This is a genomic window from Gymnodinialimonas phycosphaerae (assembly GCF_019195455.1).
Taxonomy (GTDB): domain Bacteria; phylum Pseudomonadota; class Alphaproteobacteria; order Rhodobacterales; family Rhodobacteraceae; genus Gymnodinialimonas; species Gymnodinialimonas phycosphaerae.
The window spans coordinates 3,173,825-3,196,145 of sequence record NZ_JAIMBW010000001.1 but is presented as its reverse complement, the minus strand read 5'-3'; the positions used below and the strand labels follow the sequence as shown (position 1 = coordinate 3,196,145).

20 protein-coding genes and 1 tRNA gene are annotated in these 22,321 nt (G+C 63.3%); 6 read left to right on the top strand and 15 right to left on the bottom strand.

Features of this window, described 5'->3' with window-relative positions:
- Positions 1-48 precede the first annotated feature (48 nt).
- The 4 genes from bchO to crtA are packed head-to-tail and all read right to left on the bottom strand — an operon-like array spanning position 49 to position 4,341.
- Positions 49-897, bottom strand: coding sequence for an alpha/beta fold hydrolase BchO (gene bchO / locus KUL25_RS15890; protein ID WP_257893817.1), 849 nt, complete (start codon positions 895-897; stop codon positions 49-51).
- Positions 894-2,585, bottom strand: a complete 1,692-nt coding sequence (locus tag KUL25_RS15885; protein WP_257893816.1) for a magnesium chelatase subunit D — start codon at positions 2,583-2,585, stop codon at positions 894-896. Before KUL25_RS15885 ends, bchO begins: the two co-directional genes overlap by 4 nt.
- Positions 2,582-3,601 (bottom strand): magnesium chelatase ATPase subunit I, encoded by a 1,020-nt coding sequence (gene bchI / locus KUL25_RS15880; RefSeq protein WP_257893815.1) that lies wholly within the window; start codon positions 3,599-3,601, stop codon positions 2,582-2,584. Before bchI ends, KUL25_RS15885 begins: the two co-directional genes overlap by 4 nt.
- Positions 3,598-4,341 (bottom strand): spheroidene monooxygenase, encoded by a 744-nt coding sequence (gene crtA / locus KUL25_RS15875; protein ID WP_257893814.1) that lies wholly within the window; start codon positions 4,339-4,341, stop codon positions 3,598-3,600. The genes bchI and crtA overlap by 4 nt, the downstream gene beginning before the upstream one ends.
- A 136-nt stretch (positions 4,342-4,477) precedes the next feature.
- On the opposite strand from crtA, the gene KUL25_RS15870 reads away from it, so the two are divergent.
- Together KUL25_RS15870 and crtB are read left to right on the top strand one after the other, a co-directional pair.
- Entirely contained in the window at positions 4,478-6,016 is a 1,539-nt protein-coding gene (locus KUL25_RS15870) for a phytoene desaturase (RefSeq protein WP_257893813.1), read from the top strand.
- Positions 6,017-6,018: 2 nt separating this feature from the next.
- Positions 6,019-7,032 carry a 15-cis-phytoene synthase gene (crtB, locus tag KUL25_RS15865; protein WP_257893812.1) on the top strand — a complete coding sequence of 338 codons (1,014 nt, stop codon included), beginning with the start codon at positions 6,019-6,021 and terminating at the stop codon, positions 7,030-7,032.
- On the opposite strand, the gene KUL25_RS15860 is transcribed toward crtB, so the two are convergent.
- Both KUL25_RS15860 and mnmC2 read right to left on the bottom strand, forming a co-directional pair.
- On the bottom strand, positions 7,033-7,902 hold the full coding sequence (locus KUL25_RS15860) for a DMT family transporter (RefSeq protein ID WP_255359628.1): 870 nt from the start codon (positions 7,900-7,902) through the stop codon (positions 7,033-7,035).
- The gene (gene mnmC2 / locus KUL25_RS15855; RefSeq protein WP_257893811.1) at positions 7,899-8,555 is read right to left on the bottom strand and encodes a tRNA (5-methylaminomethyl-2-thiouridine)(34)-methyltransferase MnmC2; all 657 of its coding nucleotides are present in this window, start codon (positions 8,553-8,555) and stop codon (positions 7,899-7,901) included. Before mnmC2 ends, KUL25_RS15860 begins: the two co-directional genes overlap by 4 nt.
- 54 nt (positions 8,556-8,609) lie before the next feature.
- Here mnmC2 and KUL25_RS15850 point away from each other — a divergent pair, with 54 nt between their 5' ends.
- Complete coding sequence (locus KUL25_RS15850) at positions 8,610-9,629, top strand: NAD(P)/FAD-dependent oxidoreductase (protein ID WP_257893810.1); 1,020 nt, start codon at positions 8,610-8,612, stop codon at positions 9,627-9,629.
- Here the strand turns inward: KUL25_RS15850 and KUL25_RS15845 are convergent.
- The gene (locus tag KUL25_RS15845; protein ID WP_257893809.1) at positions 9,626-10,165 is read right to left on the bottom strand and encodes an NADPH-dependent FMN reductase; all 540 of its coding nucleotides are present in this window, start codon (positions 10,163-10,165) and stop codon (positions 9,626-9,628) included. The two genes, KUL25_RS15850 and KUL25_RS15845, sit on opposite strands and share 4 nt — an antisense overlap.
- Before the next feature lie 52 nt (positions 10,166-10,217).
- Here KUL25_RS15845 and KUL25_RS15840 point away from each other — a divergent pair, with 52 nt between their 5' ends.
- Positions 10,218-11,834: a thiamine pyrophosphate-binding protein gene (locus KUL25_RS15840; protein WP_257893808.1), complete on the top strand. Its 1,617-nt coding sequence runs from the start codon at positions 10,218-10,220 to the stop codon at positions 11,832-11,834.
- Here the strand turns inward: KUL25_RS15840 and KUL25_RS15835 are convergent.
- The gene (locus KUL25_RS15835; RefSeq protein ID WP_257893807.1) at positions 11,831-13,174 is read right to left on the bottom strand and encodes a mechanosensitive ion channel family protein; all 1,344 of its coding nucleotides are present in this window, start codon (positions 13,172-13,174) and stop codon (positions 11,831-11,833) included. The two genes, KUL25_RS15840 and KUL25_RS15835, sit on opposite strands and share 4 nt — an antisense overlap.
- 243 nt (positions 13,175-13,417) lie before the next feature.
- Between KUL25_RS15835 and leuC the strand changes: the two genes are divergently transcribed.
- Positions 13,418-14,821, top strand: coding sequence for a 3-isopropylmalate dehydratase large subunit (gene leuC / locus KUL25_RS15830; protein ID WP_257893806.1), 1,404 nt, complete (start codon positions 13,418-13,420; stop codon positions 14,819-14,821).
- A gap of 137 nt (positions 14,822-14,958) precedes the next feature.
- Here leuC and KUL25_RS15825 read toward each other — a convergent pair whose 3' ends face one another.
- Positions 14,959-16,635, bottom strand: a complete 1,677-nt coding sequence (locus tag KUL25_RS15825; protein WP_257893805.1) for an ABC transporter permease — start codon at positions 16,633-16,635, stop codon at positions 14,959-14,961.
- Between the two features lie 92 nt (positions 16,636-16,727).
- Positions 16,728-17,525, bottom strand: a complete 798-nt coding sequence (locus tag KUL25_RS15820) for a phytanoyl-CoA dioxygenase family protein (RefSeq protein ID WP_257893804.1) — start codon at positions 17,523-17,525, stop codon at positions 16,728-16,730.
- A 231-nt stretch (positions 17,526-17,756) separates the two neighbouring features.
- Between KUL25_RS15820 and KUL25_RS15815 the strand changes: the two genes are divergently transcribed.
- A complete protein-coding gene (locus KUL25_RS15815; protein ID WP_257893803.1) occupies positions 17,757-18,653 on the top strand; it encodes a hypothetical protein in 897 nt (298 codons plus the stop codon).
- Between the two features lie 11 nt (positions 18,654-18,664).
- On the opposite strand, the gene KUL25_RS15810 is transcribed toward KUL25_RS15815, so the two are convergent.
- The 5 genes from KUL25_RS15810 to KUL25_RS15790 all read right to left on the bottom strand — a co-directional run bounded on the left by KUL25_RS15810 (position 18,665) and on the right by KUL25_RS15790 (position 22,301).
- A tRNA-Pro gene (locus KUL25_RS15810) sits at positions 18,665-18,741 on the bottom strand.
- Positions 18,742-18,787: 46 nt separating this feature from the next.
- Positions 18,788-19,753 (bottom strand): DMT family transporter, encoded by a 966-nt coding sequence (locus KUL25_RS15805; RefSeq protein ID WP_257893802.1) that lies wholly within the window; start codon positions 19,751-19,753, stop codon positions 18,788-18,790.
- 22 nt (positions 19,754-19,775) lie between these two features.
- Positions 19,776-20,135: a hypothetical protein gene (locus KUL25_RS15800; protein ID WP_068361802.1), complete on the bottom strand. Its 360-nt coding sequence runs from the start codon at positions 20,133-20,135 to the stop codon at positions 19,776-19,778.
- Positions 20,136-20,261: 126 nt separating this feature from the next.
- Positions 20,262-21,362 carry a 3-isopropylmalate dehydrogenase gene (leuB, locus tag KUL25_RS15795; RefSeq protein ID WP_257893801.1) on the bottom strand — a complete coding sequence of 367 codons (1,101 nt, stop codon included), beginning with the start codon at positions 21,360-21,362 and terminating at the stop codon, positions 20,262-20,264.
- A 57-nt stretch (positions 21,363-21,419) separates the two neighbouring features.
- Entirely contained in the window at positions 21,420-22,301 is an 882-nt protein-coding gene (locus tag KUL25_RS15790) for a LysR family transcriptional regulator (protein ID WP_257893800.1), read from the bottom strand.
- Between the last annotated feature and the right edge of the window lie 20 nt (positions 22,302-22,321).

Sequence of the window (22,321 nt, the reverse complement as noted above, 5' to 3'; positions counted from 1 at the left end):
GGCTTCACGGCAAGAATTTGCGGGCGGTCCTTCGCGAGGCCGCCCGTTTTACGTCTGCGTGAAGGCCTTGATGTGGTCGGCCACTGTTTCGGGCGCTTCTTCGTGGGCCAAATGCCCAACATCGTCCATGACGACCAGTCGCGCATTCGGCATCGCGCGTGCGGCACGTTCCGCAACCGAGACATCCACGGCGCTGTCCTTTGCCCCGTGGACGAACAACGTCGGCGTCGCGATTTCAGGCAAGGCGCGGGTCAGATCGGCCAGGGACCACTGTGCCATCATCCCCAGCGTCCCATCGACGTGGGGCTTCCGGCCGATCAATTGCGCATAGGGGGTCAGCAACGTTTCTGGCAGCTCACTTCCCGTGGATTTGATGACGGCGCGGGCCTGCGATAGCGACTGTGGTCCAGACGACAGGAACATCCCCGTTAGCGGGTTGAGTACGAGGATCTTGGCGATCACCGGAAAGATCACGCCCGCCGCGCCTTTGAAGTCCTCCAACGCACCGTTGAGGATCACGATCCGATCCGGCGTGATCAAGCCGCGCCGGGTCATTTCCAAGGCAATCGCGCCGCCTGCGGAATGGGCGATTACGACCTTTGGAGAGATACCTTGATCGTTCAGAAGGGCAGAGAGGTCCTGTGCCATATCCGGCAACCGCGCCCGGCCCTTGGGGCTTTGAGTGAACCCAAGGCCGGGAAGATCAGGGACAAACAGGCGATACAGAGACTGTAATTGCGGCGCAATCGGCGCCCATGAATGTGCAGATGCCCCCGCCCCGTGAAGGAGCAAGACGTCAGGCCCCTCGCCCATCTGCTGCACATGCCACCGGTGCGGCATGACCTGCACCACGCGGCTTGCGTCGCGGTTCGGCCAGTCTTTCGGCGGCAGGCTCACGGTGTCAACGCCGCGTCCACGGCGCGTGAGAGGTTGCGGCTGTCGGCGCGGGGCAAGGGCAGATACGGCGCCCCCATCTCACGCGCCAGCGCATCAAGGCCCCGTGTCGGGCGTTGGCCTGTGTCGATGACGAGGGCGGGATACCCCTCGGCCCGGATCGCACGGGCCATCAAAGTCGAATCTGCCGCCGCCGTTGTGCGGTTCGCCGCGCCAGAAAGGTCTACATTCGCGCGCCCGTCGGTCAGCAAGGCGACAGAGGGCGTCATGCCTTTGCCCTTGGCGATTTCTGCCAGATGCAACGCTGCTTTCAGGCCCGCTGCCAACGGTGATCCGCCGCCGCCGGGCAAGCTTGAAAGCCGCCGTTTTGTCTGCACCAAGGATCGTGTCGGCGGCAATAGAACGTCCGCGCCGTCGCCCCGAAACGCCACCAACGCAACGTGGTCGCGCCGGGCGTAGGCTTCGGCCAATAGCAATTCCACCGCGCCCTTCGCCTCGGCCAAGCGCGCCATCGCGCTGGAGCCAGAGGCATCCACGACGAAGATGATCGCCCTGTCCGAGGTTTCCTTGAAGCGGCGAATGCGGATGTCGGACATTCGCACATGCACGCGATCCGTGACGCCGGTGATATCGCGGCGGATCTTCTGCCAGGGCGCGGCGGCGCGCAGCGTAGCGACCAGATCGACACGCGCATTGCCGCCCATCCGGCCCGCACGCGGAGGCAGCGGCCGCCCCCGCCGATTGCCGGTCTTCGTCGCACCCGAGCCGCTTGCCTGCGCAGACCGCGCGGCCTTGCCAGCGGCCAATCGTGCCAGAAGATCCGGCGGCAGCATCGCGCGCGCGGCCTCCAACAGGATCTCGGCGGGGGGCAGGTCCAGCTGTTCTTCAGTGTCACCTTCGGGCGCATCCAGGGTGTCGTCGTCAGGCGGGGGTGGGGGGTCGTCCTGCATATCCTCTGGCGTTTCCGGCATGCGCGTTGCTCGAGGGGCGAGGACGAGTTCCACGGCGGTCAAAAGATCGGGCTCTTCGATCGTGTCAGCACCAGAGAGTGCGGCGGAAGCGCGGGCAACGGCCAGCGCCTGCAACGGCGCGCGCAGTGACAGGATACCCAGACGCGCGGCCACCTCGGCCAGTTCACGGATGGCGCTGTCGGGCGTCTCGATCAGAGGCAGGCGCTGCCTCGCTTCGTCCAAAGCGTCTAGGTCAATGGCCAGGTCTGGCGCATCGGACAGGGCGTGGCAGGTCAGGTCGACATGGATAGCAAGGCGGTCCAGAAGTGCGTCGGGCGCCCGTTCGCCTGGCTCTGCGCCCTCATCAAGCGCGATGATCGACAGGCCCCGCCCGGTATCCAGCGCGCCGGCCAAACGACCAGCAAGGCCGGACTCCACCCGTTCCGCCATTGGCAGAAACAGCACGCCGGCATCGGTCAAGAGCCCCTTGGTTTGGGTCAATACGCCCGTATCAAGGGTTGCAGCCAGATCAATGCCGCCAAAAAGCGCCTCATCGGGCATCGTTGGCGCGATGCGCCGCACCGAAAGACCCTGTAAAGCGGTTTTGAGACCCTTTTCCAGCCGATCGCGCACCGGCCCCACTCGGGCTCGAATCCAGAAGCCACCCATGGCAGCAGGGTCTAGCGCCAGACACGCGACCGCAAGGTTGATCCCTTGCCAGCGTGCCTCTGCGTCGCTCATCCCAGAACTTCTTCCACGACCCGCTCCACCCGTGTGGTGGAACCCGCGTCGTCCAGCGGATCACGCCGCAGTCGGTGGCGCAACGCGCTTGGCGCGACGGCTTTCAGATGCGCGCGCATGACGGAGGGCTCACTCTCGAACGCGGCCAAAGCGCGGGCGGCGCGCAGCAGCGTTAACTCACCGCGCAATCCGTCAGAACCCAAGGCGACGCACAACGCAGCGCAATCGCGCAGGATCTCGTCGCTGGCCTCAACCGTTGCCAGACGCGCCCGCGCATCCACGATCTGCGCGCGCAGATCAGCGTCGGAACTGGCCCAAGACGCGCCGAAGGCCACCGGGTCGCGGTCATAGGCGTCGCGACGGCGGATCACATCGATGCGCACGTCGATATCCGTAGGGCTGGAAACCTCGACCGACAGGCCGAAACGATCCAGCAACTGCGGCCGCAATTCCCCCTCTTCGGGATTGCCAGAGCCGACCAGAACGAACTTCGCCGAATGTCGGATCGACAGCCCCTCTCGTTCCACCACGTTCTTGCCCGATTGCGCTACGTCCAACAAAAGGTCCACCAGGTGATCGTCCAGCAGGTTCACCTCGTCGATATAAAGATATCCCCGGTTGGCGCGCGCCAGTAGCCCCGGTTCAAACGCCTTTTCGCCCTTGGTCAGGGCCTTCTCGATATCCAATGCGCCGACAACGCGATCCTCGGTTGCGCCAAGCGGCAAGTCGATCACTGGCGTGGGCTTCATCGCCAACACATCGTCCTTCAAAACGACCCAATCCGGCACATCAGATACGTATCTGGAATTCACCGGGCAGCCAGAGACAGCCTCGATTGGGGGTAACAATGCCGCCAACCCGCGCACGGCGGTCGACTTGCCGGTGCCACGGTCGCCAAAGACCAGAACACCGCCGATGCCCCCATCGATCGCGGTCATGATCATGGCGCGCTTCATCTCTTCCTGGCCGACAATGGCTGAAAACGGGAAAGGGCCTGGTTCCATGACATCTTTCATTCTGCTGCTATCCCTATTTTTTCTTGGGGCCTTTTGTCGTCAGCGGGCGGCGCGGCGAAATCCGGTGTCGCGCCCTCCCACCTGCCTTCAACCGCATCAACGTTGAAGCGGGCGTAAAGCTCTTCCCGGAACCACCCTTCCTCCCGCACAGCGCGAATCGCCTGTGCGTGGGGGCCATTCTTGCGCGCGAAATGCGCCATGGAGGCCGCATCGGGCCAGATCGAAAAGGTGACCTGATGCAAAAGCGGAACCTCACCGATGCCGATCTTGAACATCACGTTGGGATCTTCACCGACCACGGCGGAAATTCCCGGAACCCGGCCCCAGAACCGCGCTGCGACGCGCGGCTTCACGGTTGCGCGTGTGAGCGCCGCAATCGGACCGTGACCTTCGCTGCCCACCTCAAATGGTTGCTCTCCGGCCCACGTGCCACGGGCTGTCGTGGGCGTGAGGAACAGCGTCATACGCTCGGATGATATCGCGGCATAGCGCCGGAAAACGCCTGCGCCAAACAGGGCGCGGCGCGCGGTGTCGTGGTCTGGCCAAGTCGCGAGGATCGCATAGACGGCCGTGTTGGGTAGGGGGGTAAACCCTTCTCCGGTGCCAGATCCGCACAGCTTCCAGGTGCCGATGTCACGGACATCGTGCATCGCCCACCGGGCCAGGCCCATCTGTGCGAACGCCCAAAGGCGCGCAGGTATGGAGCCGAAACGATAAAGGCTCAAAGTCGTCGATTGCATGGTGTGGTCGCTCCATGTGTCAACTTATTCTGACACAATGGTCGCACTTAGGGAAGTCAAATCACCTTTGCAAAAATAAGCAATTCGCCATACTGTCAACTTTAATAGACAGATCTAGCCCGGAGTGGCGATTGATATGAAGAATTCCAACCCCTCAAGGGCGATTGTGATTGGGGCAGGCCTTGGCGGTCTTTCTGCGGCCATGCGCCTTGGGGCGAAGGGCTATCGTGTGACGGTGCTGGACCGTCTTGACCGTGCCGGGGGGCGGGGCTCTTCGATCACGCAAAACGGCCACCGATTCGATTTGGGGCCGACGATTGTCACCGTTCCGCAGGTGTTCGAACAGCTTTGGGCCGATTGCGGCCGCGATTTCCGCGCCGAGGTCGATCTGTGGCCTGTCGACCCGTATTATGAGATCAGGTGGCGCGACGGATCCACCTTCCGGGTGAACGGTGACGATACCGCGATGGAGGCAGAGGTGGCCAGGCTGTCGCCTGCCGACGTGCCCGGTTACCGCAAGTTTCTTCGCGATAGTGAAACCCGCTATCAGTTCGGGTTCGAGGGCCTTGGCCGGCGCCCGATGAACAAGCTGATGGATCTGGTGAAGGAGCTTCCGGGCTTCGTGAAACTGCGCGCGGACAAGTCCGTCTACGCCCACGCGGCATCGCGGGTGAAGGACGAACGCCTGCGCATGGCTCTTTCGTTTCATCCGCTGTTCATCGGTGGTGATCCGACACGTGTGACGTCGATGTATATCCTTGTCTCGCACCTCGAAAAAGAATTCGGCGTCCATTATGCGATGGGCGGTGTGCAGGCGATGGCCGACGCCATGGTCCGCGTGATCGAAGATCAGGGTGGGGAGGTTCGACTGAACGAAGATGTGGCCGAAATCACCGTTAAACAGGGTCGAACTACCGGTGTTGTAACTGAAGAAGGCGAGGCGTTGACCTCGGATATCGTCGTCTCCAACGCCGATCCGGGCACGACCTACGAGCACCTTCTGTCGAAACAGACCAAGAAGCGGTGGACCCCGAAGCGGCTGAACAAGTCGCGTTGGTCCATGGGGCTTTTTGTTTGGTACTTCGGCACCAAGGGCACGCGGGATCAATGGGCCGATGTGGGTCACCACACGATCCTGAACGGCCCGCGCTACAACGGCCTGCTGGATGATATCTTCATTCGCCGCAAGTTAGCGGACGATATGTCGATCTACCTGCACCGTCCCTCTGTCACCGATCCCACCGCAGCGCCCGAGGGCGACGACACCTTTTATGCCCTGTCGCCTGTGCCCAACCTTCACGGAAAAAGCGTGGACTGGGCCGAAATGACAGAGACATATCGCGCCAACATGGCGAAGGTCTTGAATGATCAGATGTTGCCGGGGTTCGAAGATCACCTCTCTGCCTCCCACATTTTCACGCCGCAGACCTTCGTGGATCGCTACCGCTCTCCATTCGGGGCCGGTTTCTCGTTGGAGCCGAGGATTTTTCAATCCGCCTGGTTCCGCCCCCACAATGTCTCGGAGGAAATCGCAGGCCTCTATCTGGTTGGCGCGGGCACCCATCCGGGCGCGGGCATCCCCTCGGTCGTGACCTCGTCGGAGGTGCTTAACAAGCTGGTGCCTGAAGCCAGAAACCCGGTGATACCCCCGGTTCAACGGCTTGCGGCGGAATGACCATGATCGACCCGAAAGATCTGGAACACTGTCGTGACGCGATCCGCGAGGGGTCTTATTCCTTCCATGCGGCGTCCAAGCTGCTGCCGTCGAAGGTCCGCGACCCCGCCCTTGCGCTTTATGCGTTCTGTCGCCTGGCCGATGATGAGGTGGATTTCGGGCACGACAAGCCTGCTGCCGTTCTGGCACTATCTGAACGGCTCGAACATGCCTATCAGGGTCGTCCCAGAAATCATCCGACAGACCGTGCGTTCACCGCGATGATCGAAGAATTCGACATGCCGCGCGCCTTGCCCGAAGCCCTTCTTGAAGGTCTTGCCTGGGACGGGATGGAACGGCGTTATGCAACCCTTTCGGATCTGCGCGGCTATTCCGCCCGTGTCGCTTCTGCCGTTGGTGCGATGATGTGCGTCTTGATGCGGGTGCGGGATGAGCAGGCCTTGGCCCGCGCCTGTGACCTTGGCGTTGCCATGCAGCTGACCAATATCGCCCGAGATGTCGGCGAGGATGCACGCGAGCGACGCCTCTATCTGCCAACTGATTGGTTGGAGGAAGAGGGGATCGATATCGACCGCCTTTTTGCCGCCCCCACAGCCTCTCCGCGCCTCAAGAAATTGACCAAGCGACTGCTGGCCGAGGCCAACAAGCTGTATCTGAAGTCCGAGCCCGGCATCAGTCGGCTTCCCGTGTCAGCGCGCCCCGGCATCTTCGCCGCGCGGCATTGCTACGACGCTATCGGCCGAAACCTTGCACGCAATGGTTTCGACAATATCAATCACCGTGCGACCACGACGGGCGGCCATAAGATGCGAATTCTGGGCCTGTCGATAGTCCGTGCGGGCCTTGCCAGCGTGCTGCCCGAAAGCCCGGTGATCTTTGCGCGTCCCCTGCCTGAAACGGCGTTTCTGGTGAAGGCCGCCGCCCATCCCGCGCCCAACAAGGACGCCTGGAGTGACCCTTTGCTTTCCGTCCTCAGCCAGTTGAAGGCGCAAGATCATCCGCAACCGGCAGAGTAATCAACTCTCTGCCACCACACGGGCCCGCCACAGCGTGAACAACCCCGCGCAAATCACGATGCCCGCGCCGATGATGACGTTTGGTGCCAGTGTTTCGCCAAACACCACCAACCCCAGAGACGACGCGAAGACCAGTTGCAGGTAGGCGAAGGGCTGCACCGCCGAGGCTTCGGCCACCTCGTAGGTCTTGATCAGCAGGTAATGCCCCGTCGCGCCGGTCACGCAAAGCGTGGCCATCCACGCCCAATCGGTGCTGCTCATCGGCTCCCAGAACCAGATGCCAATGCAGGTGGTCACGACCGCGCCCACCGTGCCGGTCCAAAAGAAGCTGGTTGCGGCGCGGTCTTTTGCGGCGACGTAGCGGGTCAGCAGATTGTAAAGCGCGAACATGAAGGCCGAGGCCAGCGGTACAAGCGCGTAGACCGAAAAGACGCCGATCCCAGGTTGCAGGATTACCAGCACGCCGACGAAGCCGATGCCGATCGCCGTCCATCGCCGCCAGCCGACTTTTTCGCCCAGGACCGGCCCGGAAAGGGCGGCGACCAGAAGAGGGTAACAGGTGAAGATTGCATGCGCCTCGACCAGCCCCAAAAGGACGAATGCGCCGACCATGACGCATATTTCGGCGGCCAGAAGTGCGCCTCGGAAGGCTTGCACGACGGGCTGCTCCGTTTTCGCTGCCGCCCGGATGCCGCCAGCCTGGCGCGCGGCGATGGTGATGACGAAGGCCGCGAAGAACCAGTAGCGGATCATTACGACCATGAAGACGTTGTATTCCCCGGCCAGATGGCGGCTGATCCCGTCCTGCATGGCAAAGACGAATGTGGTGGCGATCATCAGGTAAATGCCAAGGCGGGGATTGCTGTTCATGGCATCCGCCCCCGCGTCATATGGGGTTTGGCGTTGAAGCCCTTCGTGCGCTCCACATCGAAGCCGGCGGCGGCCAAGGTTCGCCTGATCCTTCCCACGGCGGTGTAGGTGGCAAAGGTGCCGCCGGGCGCGGTGTGAAGGGCGACGGCGTGAAGCAGGTCATCTTCCCAAAGCTCGGGATTAAGGGCCGGCGCGAAGCCATCAAGAAACCAGGCATCGGCTCTAACGCGCAAGTTAGGCACTGTTGCTCGGGCATCGCCGTATATGACTTCAAGCGTGAAATCAGATCCGCTGACAGGTTGGCTCAGGTCGTGATCCAACAAAGCTTCCACCGGCAAATCGGGGAAGGAAGCCAAAGCGCGGGCGCGATCTTTTGGTGTCATCGGGTGCTCTTCGAATGAAGTGAAGTGCAGCTTGCCAACCACGCCCGCCGCGCGAAACGCCTGAAGGGTAGCAAGGAAATTAAGCCCCGTCCCGAACCCCAGTTCGACCACGTGAAACCCGTCCCGAAATCGCGCAGGCAGGTCGTTTCCATCCAGAAACACGTACCGCGTTTCCGCCAGACCATCCTTGAGAGAGTAAAACGGGTCGCCAAACTGCACCGAAATCGGGACATCGCCGCGCCATTCGATCTTATGCTGGTCCTTGCCCATCTTGCGCCCTATCCCATGATGCGCGGACGTTCTGCCAAGACCTGTGGAGTTGCAATGACTGATATCACGATCCGAGGCGCCGGGATTATCGGCCTGATGTGCGCCTGGATGCTGGTGACGCGCGGCGCGAAGGTGCGGGTGATCGACCCGAAGGGTGTGGGCGCAGGGGCGTCTGGTGGGATCGTTGGCGCCTTGGCACCCCATGTGCCAGAGAATTGGAATGCGAAGAAAGCGATGCAGTTCAAGGCCCTGCACGAGGCGGAGGCGCTTTGGATGGACGTGGCGAAGATCGGCGGCAAAAACCCCGGCTACGCCCGCACCGGACGCGTTCAACCCCTCACCGATGAGGCCGCCGTGGCTTTGGCCCATCAGCGTTCTGAGACGGCCAAAGACCTTTGGGAGGGGCGCTATACGTGGCAGGTAATATCAAAGACGGACATCCCGTCGCCCACGGGCATTGTGATCCATGATACTCTCACAGCGCGCATTCATCCGCGCCAAGCCTGCGTTGCCTTGGCTGCGGCGTTGGTTTCATCAGGGGTGCAGATCCTTCCGACGGGCGCGAAAAGCGGGATTGAGGTTTGGGCGACAGGCGCCGACGACCTGATGCGCATTTCCGATGCACGAGGCAAGTTGGTGGGGGCGCCGATCAAGGGGCAGGCGGCGCTGTTGCGGGCGGACCTGCGCGATGCGTCGCAAGTGTTTGTCGATGGCCTCCACATTGTGCCGCATGGTGATGGAACGGTGGCGATTGGCTCCACCACAGAGCGGGAATTCGACGATCCGACCGCCACCGACGGACAACTTGATCTGCTGATCGAGAAGGCGCGCGCTGCGGTGCCGTTCCTGCGGGACGCGCCGGTGATCGAACGGTGGGCGGGGCTGCGGCCGCGGGCGAAAAGCCGCGCGCCGATGGTCGGGCCGCATCCGCTGCACCAAGGGGCCTATATCGCCAATGGGGGCTTCAAGATCGGCCTCGCCATGGCACCGGTGATGGCGCAGATGTTGGCGGATCTGATCGTTGATGGGACCGACACGATTCCCGATGATTTCCGCCCGGAGGCAAGCTTCTAGAGGCCTGCCGCCGACCGAAGCTCGGCCATCAGCCCTTCAATCGCCTTGCGGTTGATCTCGTTCGACACCTTGCCATCCTCAAACGACTGGCTTGCGCTGCCGACCAGGACGGCGGGACCCAGAACCATGTGCGGGCGGAAGCCTGCCATGCACTCTCGCATGCTTGATTGCGTCCGCTCCCCGCCGGACCGACCGGCTGTTGCAGACAGGATCGCTGTGGGTTTGTGCAGCCACGGGTTGCCCTCTGTGCGGCTGATCCAATCCAAAGCGTTCTTCAACACGCCGGAAATGGCCTTGTTGTATTCTGGCCCCACGATCAACACGGCGTCTGCCGCGTCGATTTGATCCGCCAGTGTTTGGACGGCGGCGGGAATACCCTCGGCCTCTTCCAGGTCCCCGTCATAGAGGGGGAAGCGGATATCCCCTTCAATGAACGTCTGGGCGTCAAAGGTCGTTGCCGCCTCACGCATCAACATCGCGTTGAACGACGCCGCCCTGAGCGAGCCGCATATTCCCAATAGTCTTCCGCTGGACATCGCAGCCACTCCTGTTCACACATTCTTCAAGACGATAACTCCGGAGCGCTCCATGACAAACCAACACGGCGGAAAAATTCTTGCGGATCGGTTGGCGATGCATGGCGTGGGGCGGGTGTTCTCGGTCCCCGGAGAGAGTTTTCTGGCCGCGCTGGACGGACTTTACGACCACGACATTCCCAACATCGTCTGCCGTCAGGAAGGCGGCGCAGCCATGATGGCGGAAGCCCATGGCAAGATGACCGGCACGCCGGGGGTGCTGTTTGTGACGCGTGGGCCGGGGGCGACAAATGCCTCCGCCGGGCTGCATATCGCGATGCATGACGCGACGCCCCTGGTGTGTTTCGTGGGGCAGGTGCCCCTGAAGCACCGGGATCGCGGTGTGTTTCAAGAGGTTGATTACAGGGCATTCTTCGGGCCGTTGGTAAAGTGGGTGGCCGAGGTGGAGCGCACCGACCGTTTGGCCGAATATATCGATCGCGCCTTTGCCGTGGCGATGGCCGGACGCCCCGGTCCGGTTGTTCTGGCGCTGCCCGAAGATATCCTTTCCGCCATGGCGGAGCCGCCGAAACAGCGCCCCGGCGCGCGGGCGATGGCCAGCGTTCACGGCGATGACATCACGCCGATGGTGGAAGCGTTGAAGCTGGCGGAGCGGCCCTTGATCCTGTGTGGTGGCCCGCATTGGAGCGAGACCGACAAGAAAAGTGCCCAAGCGCTGGCTGAAAAGACAGGCGCACCGATTGCCGTCACCTTCCGACGGCAAGACTACATCGACAACGACCACCCGAATTACGCCGGAGACCTTGGGGTCGGCGCGAACCCCGCGCTGCAAAAGCGCCTGAGCGCGGCGGATTGCATCTTGCTGCTGGGGGCCGAGCTGAACGACATCACGACCGCTGATTTCACCCTGATCGATCCCGCCGATCCGCCGCCGATCCTTCAGGTCAACGCGGCGCCGGAGGCCGCAAGCAGGACCTACCCCGCGACCTTCGCTGTGACGGGCACACCTATATCAATGGTATATCAATTGCTCGAGCAGGTCCGGCAAAGCCCGGACCGAGGGGCGGCGCAGGCCCGCGCCGAATACGAGGCGTGGCAAATCCCGCAGCCCACCCCCGGCAAAGTGCAGATGGAGCAGGTGATCTGCTGGCTGCGTGACAACGCGAGCCCGGACACGATCATCACCAACGGCGCGGGAAACTACGCGGCGTTCCTGCATCGCTACTACCGGTTCCGGAAGTTCGGGACGCAGATCGCGCCGACCTCGGGCTCCATGGGGTATGGCTTGCCTGCCGCCGTCTCGGCCAAGCTGCAAAACCCCGGTCAGCCCGTGATCTGCCTCGCCGGGGACGGCTGCCTGCAGATGACGATCCAAGAGCTGTCCACCGCGCGGCAGCATGGCGCGGATATCATCGTGATCGTCGCCAACAACGGGCGGTATGGTACCATTCGGATGCATCAGGAAAAGAATTATCCGGGGCGGGTGTCCGGCACGGATTTGTTCAATCCCGACTACGCGGCCTTGGCGGGGGCCTATGGTGGAACCGGGCATCTGGTGACCGAGAATGCGCAATTCGCACAGGCTTACACCGAGGCGCTGAAAGGCGGCTTGCACATCATCGAACTGGCGTTGGACCCCAGAATGCTGGCCACCACGAAAAGTCTCTAACCCGCCTTGTCGTCCAGCATTCTGACTTCGCGCTGCGGGAAAGGTATCGAGATATTGTGGTCGTGAAACGTGTCCCATAGGGCCAGGTAGACGTTGCCACGGATATTGGTCAGGCCGCCCGTCGGGTCCTTGATCCAGAAGCGCAGGATGTAATCTACAGAGGAATCCCCGAACCCCACGATATGGCAGACGGGTGCGCGGTGGGTCAGGACACGCTCCACGCCTTTTGCGGCCTCAGTCGCCAGTTTTCGCACGATGTGGGGATCGTCGCCGTAAGAAGTGCCGAAATAGATATCCAGGCGGACGAACTCGTTGGAATGAGACCAGTTGACCACTTGGTTGGTGATCAGGTCCTCGTTCGGAATCAGGTATTCCTTGCCGTCCCGCGTGACCACGCTGACGTACCGCGCGCCAAGCGAATTGATCCAGCCGAAGGTTTCCCCCAGTGAAATCACGTCACCGGGTTTGATCGACTTGTCTAGCAGGATGATGATGCCGGAAACGAGGTTCGACACCACTTTTTGAAGGCCGAAGCCAAGGCCCACACCGATGGCACCGGACAGCACCGCCAGGCCGGTCAGGTCGATCCCAGTCAGGCGTAGGCCCATGTAGATGGCGACGCCGTAGAAGACCACTTGCAGAAACTTCACCGCCAGCACCTGCATGGAGGGCGAGATTTCCTCGTTCTTCTGAATGCGGCCGGTGGCGGTACTGGTCAGGAAACGCGCAATCACAACGAGGGTGGTGACGACCAGGATCCCCTGGACCAGCGTCAACAGCGACAGGCGGGCATCGCCCAGGTTGAAGCCCACGGAATCCAGAAGCGTTGCGGCCTCATCCGTCAGATTCAGGATCGCCAGCGTCACGAAGGTCCATGCGCCATAGCGCACGATGCCGCGCAGAAAGGCCGAGCGGATCAGGCGGGTGGCGAAGACCACAAACAGCCAGGCTGAGGAAAGCTCGGCCACGATGGTGAGAAGAAAGGACCGTGAAGGCCACGTGACCTCGCGCATCAAAAGGACGGTGATCCAGATCAGGATCACGAAAAAGATGATGAACAAGCGTCGATGAACGATGGCAAGGATGCGCATCCGCCACGTGGGCCAGCCCTCGCGGGAGGCCATCCAGGACCGGATGCGCGGGCCCAAGACCCGTTTCATCAGCCACGCGACAGCCAGAAGGGCGATGATTATGCCGACCTGATAGGCATTCCAGGGACGCAGGAGCGAGGTCAAGAATGTCTCTACTTGGCCGATCAGACCCGATATCTCACCAATAGCCGCGTCCAACGCCTCGGCTTCGGTGTCGGGAATCTCTGCTGGGATGTCTTCAGGGTCCATTCGGGTCCTCGGCTGCCTATTGTCAGCCTAGCCGCGCAGACGGGAGGGGAGCAAGCGCTGCCACTTGGCAAGACCTGCGCACGCGTGTAATTCCAGCGCAATGATCCGCTTTTTCGATATCGGCGACTGTGCGCGCCTGCCTTGGCGCTTTTTCGGCGCGCAGACGCTTTGCCTTGGTGGGCTATGAGCGCGCGCCTGACGATATCGACCAGAACTATTCCCATTTGCTGACAGGACACAGCCATGACTGGCAAAACACTCTACGATAAAATCTGGGACGCACATTTGGCCCACGAGGCCGAGGACGGCACCTGCCTTCTGTATATCGACCGCCACCTGGTCCACGAAGTGACCAGCCCGCAGGCGTTCGAGGGGCTGCGCATGGCGGGCCGCAAGGTCCACGCGCCCGACAAGACCATCGCCGTGCCGGACCACAACGTTCCCACCACGGAAGGCCGCGACGATCCCAAGAACATGACCGAGGACAGCGCCATTCAGGTCGCGGCATTGGACAAGAACGCCAAGGATTTCGGGATTCACTACTACCCTGTGTCCGACGTGCGCCAAGGCATCGTGCACATCGTCGGGCCCGAGCAGGGCTGGACCCTGCCCGGCATGACCGTGGTCTGTGGCGACAGCCACACCGCCACCCATGGCGCGTTCGGGGCCCTGGCCCACGGGATTGGCACCAGTGAGGTGGAACACGTTCTGGCGACGCAGACGCTGATCCAGAAGAAGTCCAAGAACATGAAGGTGGAGATCACGGGCAAGCTTGCCCCCGGTGTGACCGCCAAGGACATCACCCTTACCGTCATTGGTGAGACCGGGACGGCGGGCGGCACTGGCTACGTCATCGAATACTGCGGTGAGGCGATCCGCGATCTGTCCATGGAAGGGCGCATGACCGTCTGCAACATGGCGATCGAAGGTGGCGCGCGCGCAGGCATCATCGCGCCGGACGAGAAGACGTTCGAGTATTGCATGGGCCGCCCCCACGCGCCCAAGGGCGCCCAGTGGGAGGCCGCGCTGGCGTGGTGGAAGACGCTCTACAGCGATGATGACGCCCATTGGGACAAGGTCATCACGATCCGGGGCGAGGATATCGCGCCGGTGGTGACGTGGGGGACGTCGCCCGAGGATGTGCTGCCGATTACGGCTGTGGTCCCCGCAGCCGACAGCTTCGAGGGCGGAAAAGTCGGGGCGGCGCAGCGGTCGTTGGACTACATGGGCCTGACCGCTGGCACGCCGCTGAATGAGATCGAGATCGACACGGTCTTCATCGGCTCCTGCACCAACGGGCGGATCGAGGACCTGCGTGCCGCCGCAGAGATCCTGAAGGGCAAGAAAGTTGCCGTGAAGCGCGCGATGATCGTGCCGGGCTCGGGCCTCGTGCGGGCGCAGGCGGAAGAGGAAGGCCTGGCCGATATCTTCAAGGAGGCGGGCTTTGAATGGCGCCTTGCGGGGTGTTCCATGTGCCTGGCGATGAACCCGGACCAATTGGCACCGGGTGAGCGCTGCGCGGCGACGTCCAACCGTAACTTCGAGGGCCGCCAAGGCCGCGGCGGTCGCACCCACTTGATGTCGCCTGCCATGGCGGCGGCAGCGGCAATCACGGGCCGTCTGACCGACGTGCGAGACCTGATGTAGAACCGCGCGGCCGCCACGCGCAGCCAAACTCTTGCAAGAGTTTGTGCAGAGCCTTGCAAGGCTCTGTCTGCGGAGTGTGGGGTCGGGCGGGACGCAATCCCTTGCAAGGGATTGCACAGAGCCTTGCAAGGCTCTGGTTACGCCTCGAGCGGTTCGGGCACGAACCGGCGGGCGGTGCGGTCTCGGCCGAGGCTGAGGCAGAGAAGCACGACGGGCAAAAGCCCGACGCCCGCGATCAGGAGGGAGGGGCCGGCGGCTTCTCCCAGTCTTTCGTCCGCCGCAAGGCGGTGGGCTTGCACGGCCAGCGTGTCGAAGTTGAACGGGCGCATGATCAGCGTCGCGGGAAGCTCTTTCATCACATCGACGAAGACAATCAGAAGACCTGTCAGGATCGACGGCCGCAGGATCGGCAGATGCACGCCGGACAACATCCGGCGCGGATTGCGGCCAAGGGTGCGGGCGACGGCGTCGACGTTGGGGTTGATCGTGCTGAGGCCCGCATCATAGGCACTCAGGGCGGCGGCCATGAAGCGGACGCCGTAAGCGGCGATCAGCAGCCATATGGAACCGGTGATCAGAAGGCCGGTATCGAGGCCGAAGCGCGCCTCCATGAAGGCATCCAGCGCATTGTCGAACGCCGCGAACGGCACGATGAGACCAACGGCAATGACGCCGCCCGGAACCGCGTAGCCAAGGCCCGCAACGCGGATCGCGGCTTTCGCGGCACGGGTCGGATGCAGGCGTGCATTGAAGCCAAGCACCACGGCTGCGGCGACGGTGACAACGGCGGCGATTGAGGCGAGGATCAGCGAGTTGCGCAGGAAACGCAGGTAGCGGTCGGTGAGCATGTTGTCGAAGCTGTCCCAGCCAAGGGAAAGCAAAAGACCAACCGGAAGGGCGAATCCTAGAACGACGGGCAGCGCGCAGAAGGCAACCGCCCCGGTCGCGCGCCAGCCTTTGAGGGTGATCGCTTGCATCGCCTCGAACCGTCGACCCGCGCCGTGTTGGCGCTGATCGCGGCGCTGGCGACGCTCCAGCGCTGCGATGACAAGGGCGACGATCAGAAGGCAAAGGGCGAGTTGCGCCGCGCCGCCCCGGTCGAAGAAGGAATACCAGGCCTGGTAGATGCCCGTCGCAAAGGTCTGCACGCCGAAATACGACACGGTGCCGAAATCCGCGAGTGTCTCCATCAGGGCAAGAAGCACACCGCCCGCGATGGCGGGCCGCGCGATGGGGAGGGACACGCGAAAAAACGCGGCTGTCGGGCCCGCGCCGAGTGTGCGGGCCGCGATATAGGCGGTGGCGCTTTGTTGCAGGAACGCGGCGCGGGTCAGCAGGTAGACGTAGGGATATAGCACCAGCGTCAGCATGAGGGCCGCGCCGCCAATCGACCGGATCTCGGGGAACCAATAGTCGCGCGGGCCCCAGCCTGTGAAGTCGCGCAGGCTGGTTTGCACCCAGCCCGGGTGATCGAGGAAATCGGTATAGGCATAGGCAAGGACGTATGCCGGGAAGGCCAGCGGCAGGGCGAGGGCGATCTCGAGGATACGGCGGCCCGGGAAGCGAGTGGCGGTGACCAGCCATGCGCTTCCCGTGCCGATGATCGCTGTACCGGTGCCCACAAGAACGATGAGGAGGGCAGTGGTGCCGGCGTAGCGCGGCAAGACGGTGGCGGCGAGGCGCGAGAACGTCTCGGTGCCGCCGGTCAGCGCCGCGATGGCGACGGCGGCCATGGGCAGGAGGCATGTCGCGGCGGCCAGCCACGCGAGCGTGCCAAGCCGAATGGGAGAGGGGATGCGAAAACGCTGCGCCATAGTCTGGGTGTTTTTGTCGGGATTGGCGCGGATTGCAAGCGCCGCATGCACGGGGGGGTCCTTCCGCGCCCTCCCGTGCGCTGCCAACAGCTTTACGGACGGGTGAAGATCGTGGGGAACCAGTCTTCGCGGAGCTTGTCGCCTGCGGTCATCCCGTGGCCGGGGAATGGGGGTGACGTGGGGCCGGGCCGCGTGACGTAACGGGCGTCATCTCCGAGGAAACGGACGGAAAACGCCCGCCTGCGTTCTGCGGCCTCGTTGCCGCGCGCGCCGTGCAGGATCCAGTAGTTGAAGGCAACGGCATCGCCCGGCTCCAGCGGCCATTCGACCACTTCCATGCCCTCTGCGTCTGGGTCGGGAACCGGGATGTAGGCGTCACTGTCGGGGTAGAAATTATCCTCGTTCAGCCAGCGGGTCGGCACGACGGGCTTCTCCCACAAATGAGACCCTGCAACGCAGCGTAGCGACGCATTTGTGACTGGATCAACGGGCGCCCAGAAGCTGACGTTCTGCTGGCCGCCGACGAAGTAATACGGGCCGTCCTGATGCCATGGCGTGGGCTTGGAGGTGCCGGGTTCCTTGACCAGCACGTGGTCATGGAACAACTGTGTGGTACGCGACCCCATGAGGTCGGCGGCAACCTCGGCGGCGGGTGAATGGCGAATGACATCCTCGAATTCCGGGATGCGCTGCCAATTGCAGTAATCATCGAAAAAGCGGCCGGTGTCGCCTTCCTTCAGGTTCTCGGCGGCATAGGGGCCGGGGTGTTCCATGTTGTGCGCGATGCCCGCGCGGAGTGCGTCGACGTGGCCTGCGAAGAGGCCACGGATCACAGTGACGCCTTTGGTCTGGAACTCGGTGATGGTGTCGGCAGTCAAGAGGGGATGCATGGTTAACTCCGGTTGCGCAGAATGTGAACGTCGAGCGCATCGTCCCCATCGTCAAGGCCCCAGCGCCCAAAGACCAGGCGCAATTCGGGGAGGCAGAGCATCAGCGTCCTTCACGCGGTGATCTGCCCTGACTAGACAGAGACGCCGCCGATGAGACGCCGCAGGACGCTTGATCGGTCAGAGGATCGCGGCCACGGTAGAGGCCATCTATTTCAACGAAAGAGATTTGCCATGTCCACGACCGCCCCGACGCCGCAACCCGGCGCGCAGCAGAACCCGATGTTGAGCCTTAGCATGTTGGACCGTGACGTAACGGTCACCGGATGGCCGCTTCTTCCCGCAAAGGAGGCGCAGAACTTCATCGCGAATGCGCAAGCCTACGTCCTGCCCAAGGGTGAAACGCTTTACCGGGTCTATGGCGGCACGGCGGGGGACAAGGGGGCCTATTGGTCGCCAGCGCCCCCGGCCCCCGGTTCGACCGAGGCAGAGTGGCGCCGCACCAACGCCATCGAATACAGCTGGAACACCGGCGAATTCGTCGTGTCCTATACGGCGGAAGCGGACATTCCCTTGTGGAAGGGCGGTGTCGAATCGAAGCCTGCCCAGGACATGCAAAAACAGATGCTGCCGGATTACTGGCTTGTGGGCGGGGGGACGCAGTTCTTCTTTGCCAATTGGCTGATCCCCGGTTTCAAGCCTGTGCCCGAAGGCAAGACGCCCTGGGCAGGTACGACGCAAGCGGGGGCCGTCGCACCCGAGCCGCTGGCCGCCACACCCACCGATTTCGATCCGTCCGATGCGCTTGCCGCGCAGGCGTTCCGGCTCTCGGCGCTGGCCGACGCGTTGCGCGCATCCGCCGAGGCCTTGCGTGCCACTCCGACAGGGTCCGAGGCCGACGCGGCGGCATTGGAGGGGGCGTCGGCGAACTTGATCAGTTCAGCCAATACGATCCTCAACAACATCGGCAAAGACCCGAAGATGGTCAGCGCGGCGGTGCAGTCGCAACTGGGATTGGCACGGAATGTCGGCCTTGGTGCGGGCATCGGCGCCAGTGAGACGGTCGATCGGCAAGTCACCGAGATCGTCCGGGGCGCCGCCGTGCTGAGCGGGCGGGCCAAAGGCTCGTGATCAGGAAAAACTGGTCGGGCTGAGAGGATTCGAACCTCCGACCCCCTGCTCCCGAAGCAGGTGCGCTACCAGGCTGCGCCACAGCCCGACCGTGAGGGCGGGATAGCTGGGGCGGGCAGGCTTGGCAAGTGGGATCAGCCCGGAGGCTTCGGGCCACGGCGGTCGGACGACAGGAACGGAGCGATCCGCAGGCCGCTGGGGGTGCCGACACGGGTGCGGGTGCGCAGGACCGGCGTGGTGGAGGACCGGCCGCCGCGATCTTCGCGCAGGACGATGTAGATGCCCGACGCGATGATGATGGCCGAGCCGATGATGGTCGGCATCTCCAGCCCCTCATCGAACAGCAGGACACCGTAGACCGTGGCCCACAGGATCTGGCTGTATTGCATCGGTGCGACCATGATCGCGGGCGCGGTCCGGTAGGCGACGATCAGAAGCGCGCTGGCGGCCAGTGCCATGGCCGCGACGACGGCCAGCGCGCCAAGGTCCTGGCCCGGCATCGGCACATAGACGAAGGGCATCGCCAGCCCCATGACGATGAAATTGGCCACCATTGGATAGAGCAGCATCACCACCGAGCGTTCCGCGCGCCCGACCTTTCGCACGATCAGGGACGCCAACGCCCCGCTGAACGCGGCCGTCAGGGCCGCGGCGTGGCCCAACGACAGGTCGGTTCGGCCCGGTTGCAGCACGAACAGCACACCGCAGAGGCCCACGACGACCGCCAGCCCCCGGCGCCAGCCCACGGTTTCTCCCAGCATCGGAATCGCCAGAACGGTGATCAGAAGCGGGGCGGCGAAGAGGATCGCGTATGTCTGCGCCAAGGGCAGCACGGTGAAGGCGTAGAAGGCACAAAAGCCGGTGATGACCGAGGCCGCCGTGCGCGCCGCGATCCACCAGGGGTGGTTGGGCCGCAGGTTCGCCTCCTTCGCATCGCGCAGCAGCAGGAACGACACGATGGGAAAGCCGAACAGGACCGAGAAGAACACGATCTGGAACGGCGCATAGGTGCCGCCGAGGTATTTGACGATCACATCGTGGGTGGCGAAGATCCCGAAGGCCAGGAGGCCTGCGAGCGCGCCGCGCAGGTTCGAGGTCACGAGGGGCGTTCCTTCCTGTCACTCAGGGGCAGAGGTTCGTTTGCCAGGTGACGGTGTTATTGCCGCGCCGACACCGGTAATCCGTACGCTGGTAGATCAGCACCCAGACGCCGTCCTGCTGTTCCAGCACATATTGATTGCGCTCCCCTGCCACGGAATCGTCTGGCAGGCCAGAGTTGGCGACAAGGATGGTGAGTTTTCCGAAGAAATCCAGACTGACGTCGACTTCGATCCGGGGGCGGCCCTCTTCGTCCATGGGAAAGAAGGCGACGGCTTCCTGGGCGATCTGCATGGGGTCTTCGAACGTGTCGCCGACTGCGTAGCCGTTGGCATGGGCGGTGCCGGTCAGAAGGGCGAGAATAAGGGTCAAACGGGCGAGCATGGCAATCTCCTTTGGGGCAATGGAAAGGAAGATGCCACGGGTTTCGCGGAAAGGCGAGGACCCGAGCCTTGGCCCGGGTCCCCGATGTTGCCGTCCCGGACCAAGGCCCGGTTTGCGACGTGTTTCTCAGGCCGCCAGTTTGGCCACGATGGCGTCGCCCATTTCCGTCGTGCTCATCGGCGTGCCGCCCTCGGGGCCCATCAGGTCGGCGGTGCGGGCACCGTCCGCCAGCACGCTTTCGACGGCGCGCTCCAGAAGCGTCGCCTCGTCGCCCAGATCGAAGGAATAGCGCAACGCCATGGCGAAGCTGAGGATACAGGCGATGGGGTTGGCGAGGCCTTTGCCCGTGATGTCGGGGGCCGAGCCGTGGACGGGCTCGTACATCGCCTTGGGGCGGCCATTTTCCATCGGCGCACCGAGGGAGGCAGAGGGCAGCATCCCGAGGGACCCGGTCAGCATCGCAGCGCAATCGGACAGGATATCGCCAAAGAGGTTATCGGTCAGGATCACGTCAAACTGCTTGGGCGCGCGGACCAGCTGCATCGCGCCGTTGTCGGCATACATGTGGGACAGTTCCACATCGCCGTATTCCGCGGCGTGGATTTCGTTGACGACATCGCGCCAGAGGATGCCGGACTCCATCACGTTGGCCTTCTCCATCGAGCAGACCTTGTTGTTGCGGCGGCGGGCCAGTTCAAAGGCCGACCGCGCGGCGCGGGCGATCTCGCCTTCGGTGTAGCGCTGGGTGTTGATGCCGACGCGCTCGTTACCTTCCATGTGGATCCCGCGCGGCTCGCCAAAATAGACGCCAGACGTCAGCTCCCGCAGGATCATGATGTCGAGGCCCGAGACGATCTCGCGCTTGAGGGACGAGAAATCCGCCAGCGCGTCAAAGCACTGCGCCGGGCGCAGGTTGGCGTAAAGGTCCATCTCCTTGCGCAGGCGCAAAAGGCCGCGTTCGGGCTTCACGGAGAAATCCAGATCGTCATAGGCGGGGCCGCCGACGGCGCCCAGAAGAACGGCATCGACGCTTTGCGCCTTTTCCATCGTTTCATCGGTCAGCGGTGTACCATGGGCGTCGTATGCCGCGCCGCCCACTAGATCCTCGGACACTTCAAAGGTGATGCCCCGCGCCGTGCCGAACCAATTGATGACCTTACGCACCTCGGCCATCACCTCGGGGCCGATCCCGTCGCCGGGAAGGATAAGCAAAGAGCGGTCGGTCATGGGTCTGTTCCTTGTGAGAATTTGTTGTGCCTGCGGTAGCGCGGCCTTTTGGGGCCGTCAAGAAAGCAGCGGAGAAATTGCCTGATCCAGCGCGGTCCAGACGGCGGCCACGCGCGGTTGATGGCGCAGGGACGGATGCGCCGTCAGCCAGACGGGCAGCGGGGGGATCGTAAGGTCGGACAGGATGCGCCGCACGCCGGGGGTCCGTTCGGCGACCACCGTTTGCCCGATGCCGATGCCACAGCCCGCCGCGACGAATTTCCAATAGGCGACCTGATCGTCGGTGCAGACGGTGAACCAATCGCGCGTCACCTCCATCCCCATCGCGCGCATCCCGCGCAGGATCAAATCGCTGCGGTCATAGCCGACCATCTGGTGCGCGTGCAGGTCGTCCATGTCCCGTAGCAGGCCATGGCGCGCGATATAGCGCTCGGACGCATAGAGCCCCAGCGACAAGTCGCCCAGATGCTTGGTGATCATGTCGAGTTGCGTGGGCCGATACATGCGCAGGGCGATGTCGGCCTCGTGAAACAGCAGGTTCTCGGTCGCATCAGACGCCACAACATCGAGGGCGATGTTCGGATGATCCTCACGGATGGTGGCAAGGATGTCGGGCAGGACGTGGCTGGTCACGAAGACCGAGGCTGTCAGCCGCACCCGCCCGGAGGTGTCCGGCGATTGCCCGGCGGCAAGGACCGAAACGGCCTGCGCCGCGTCGCGCATCCGTCTGGCAGCGGGAAGCAGGCTGTCGCAGAACGGCGTGGGCGTCAGGCCGCGGGCGTGGCGGGTGAACAGTGGCTGCCCCAACGCCTGCTCTGCTGCCTTGATCTGTCGCCCAAGCGTGGGTTGCGTCAGCGACAGCTCTGTCGCCGCGCCCGAGAGCGATCCCGTTTCCGCCACGGCAAGCACGGCACGCAGAAGGGTCCAATCAAGATCCATGCGTTTTTGTATGTCACAGG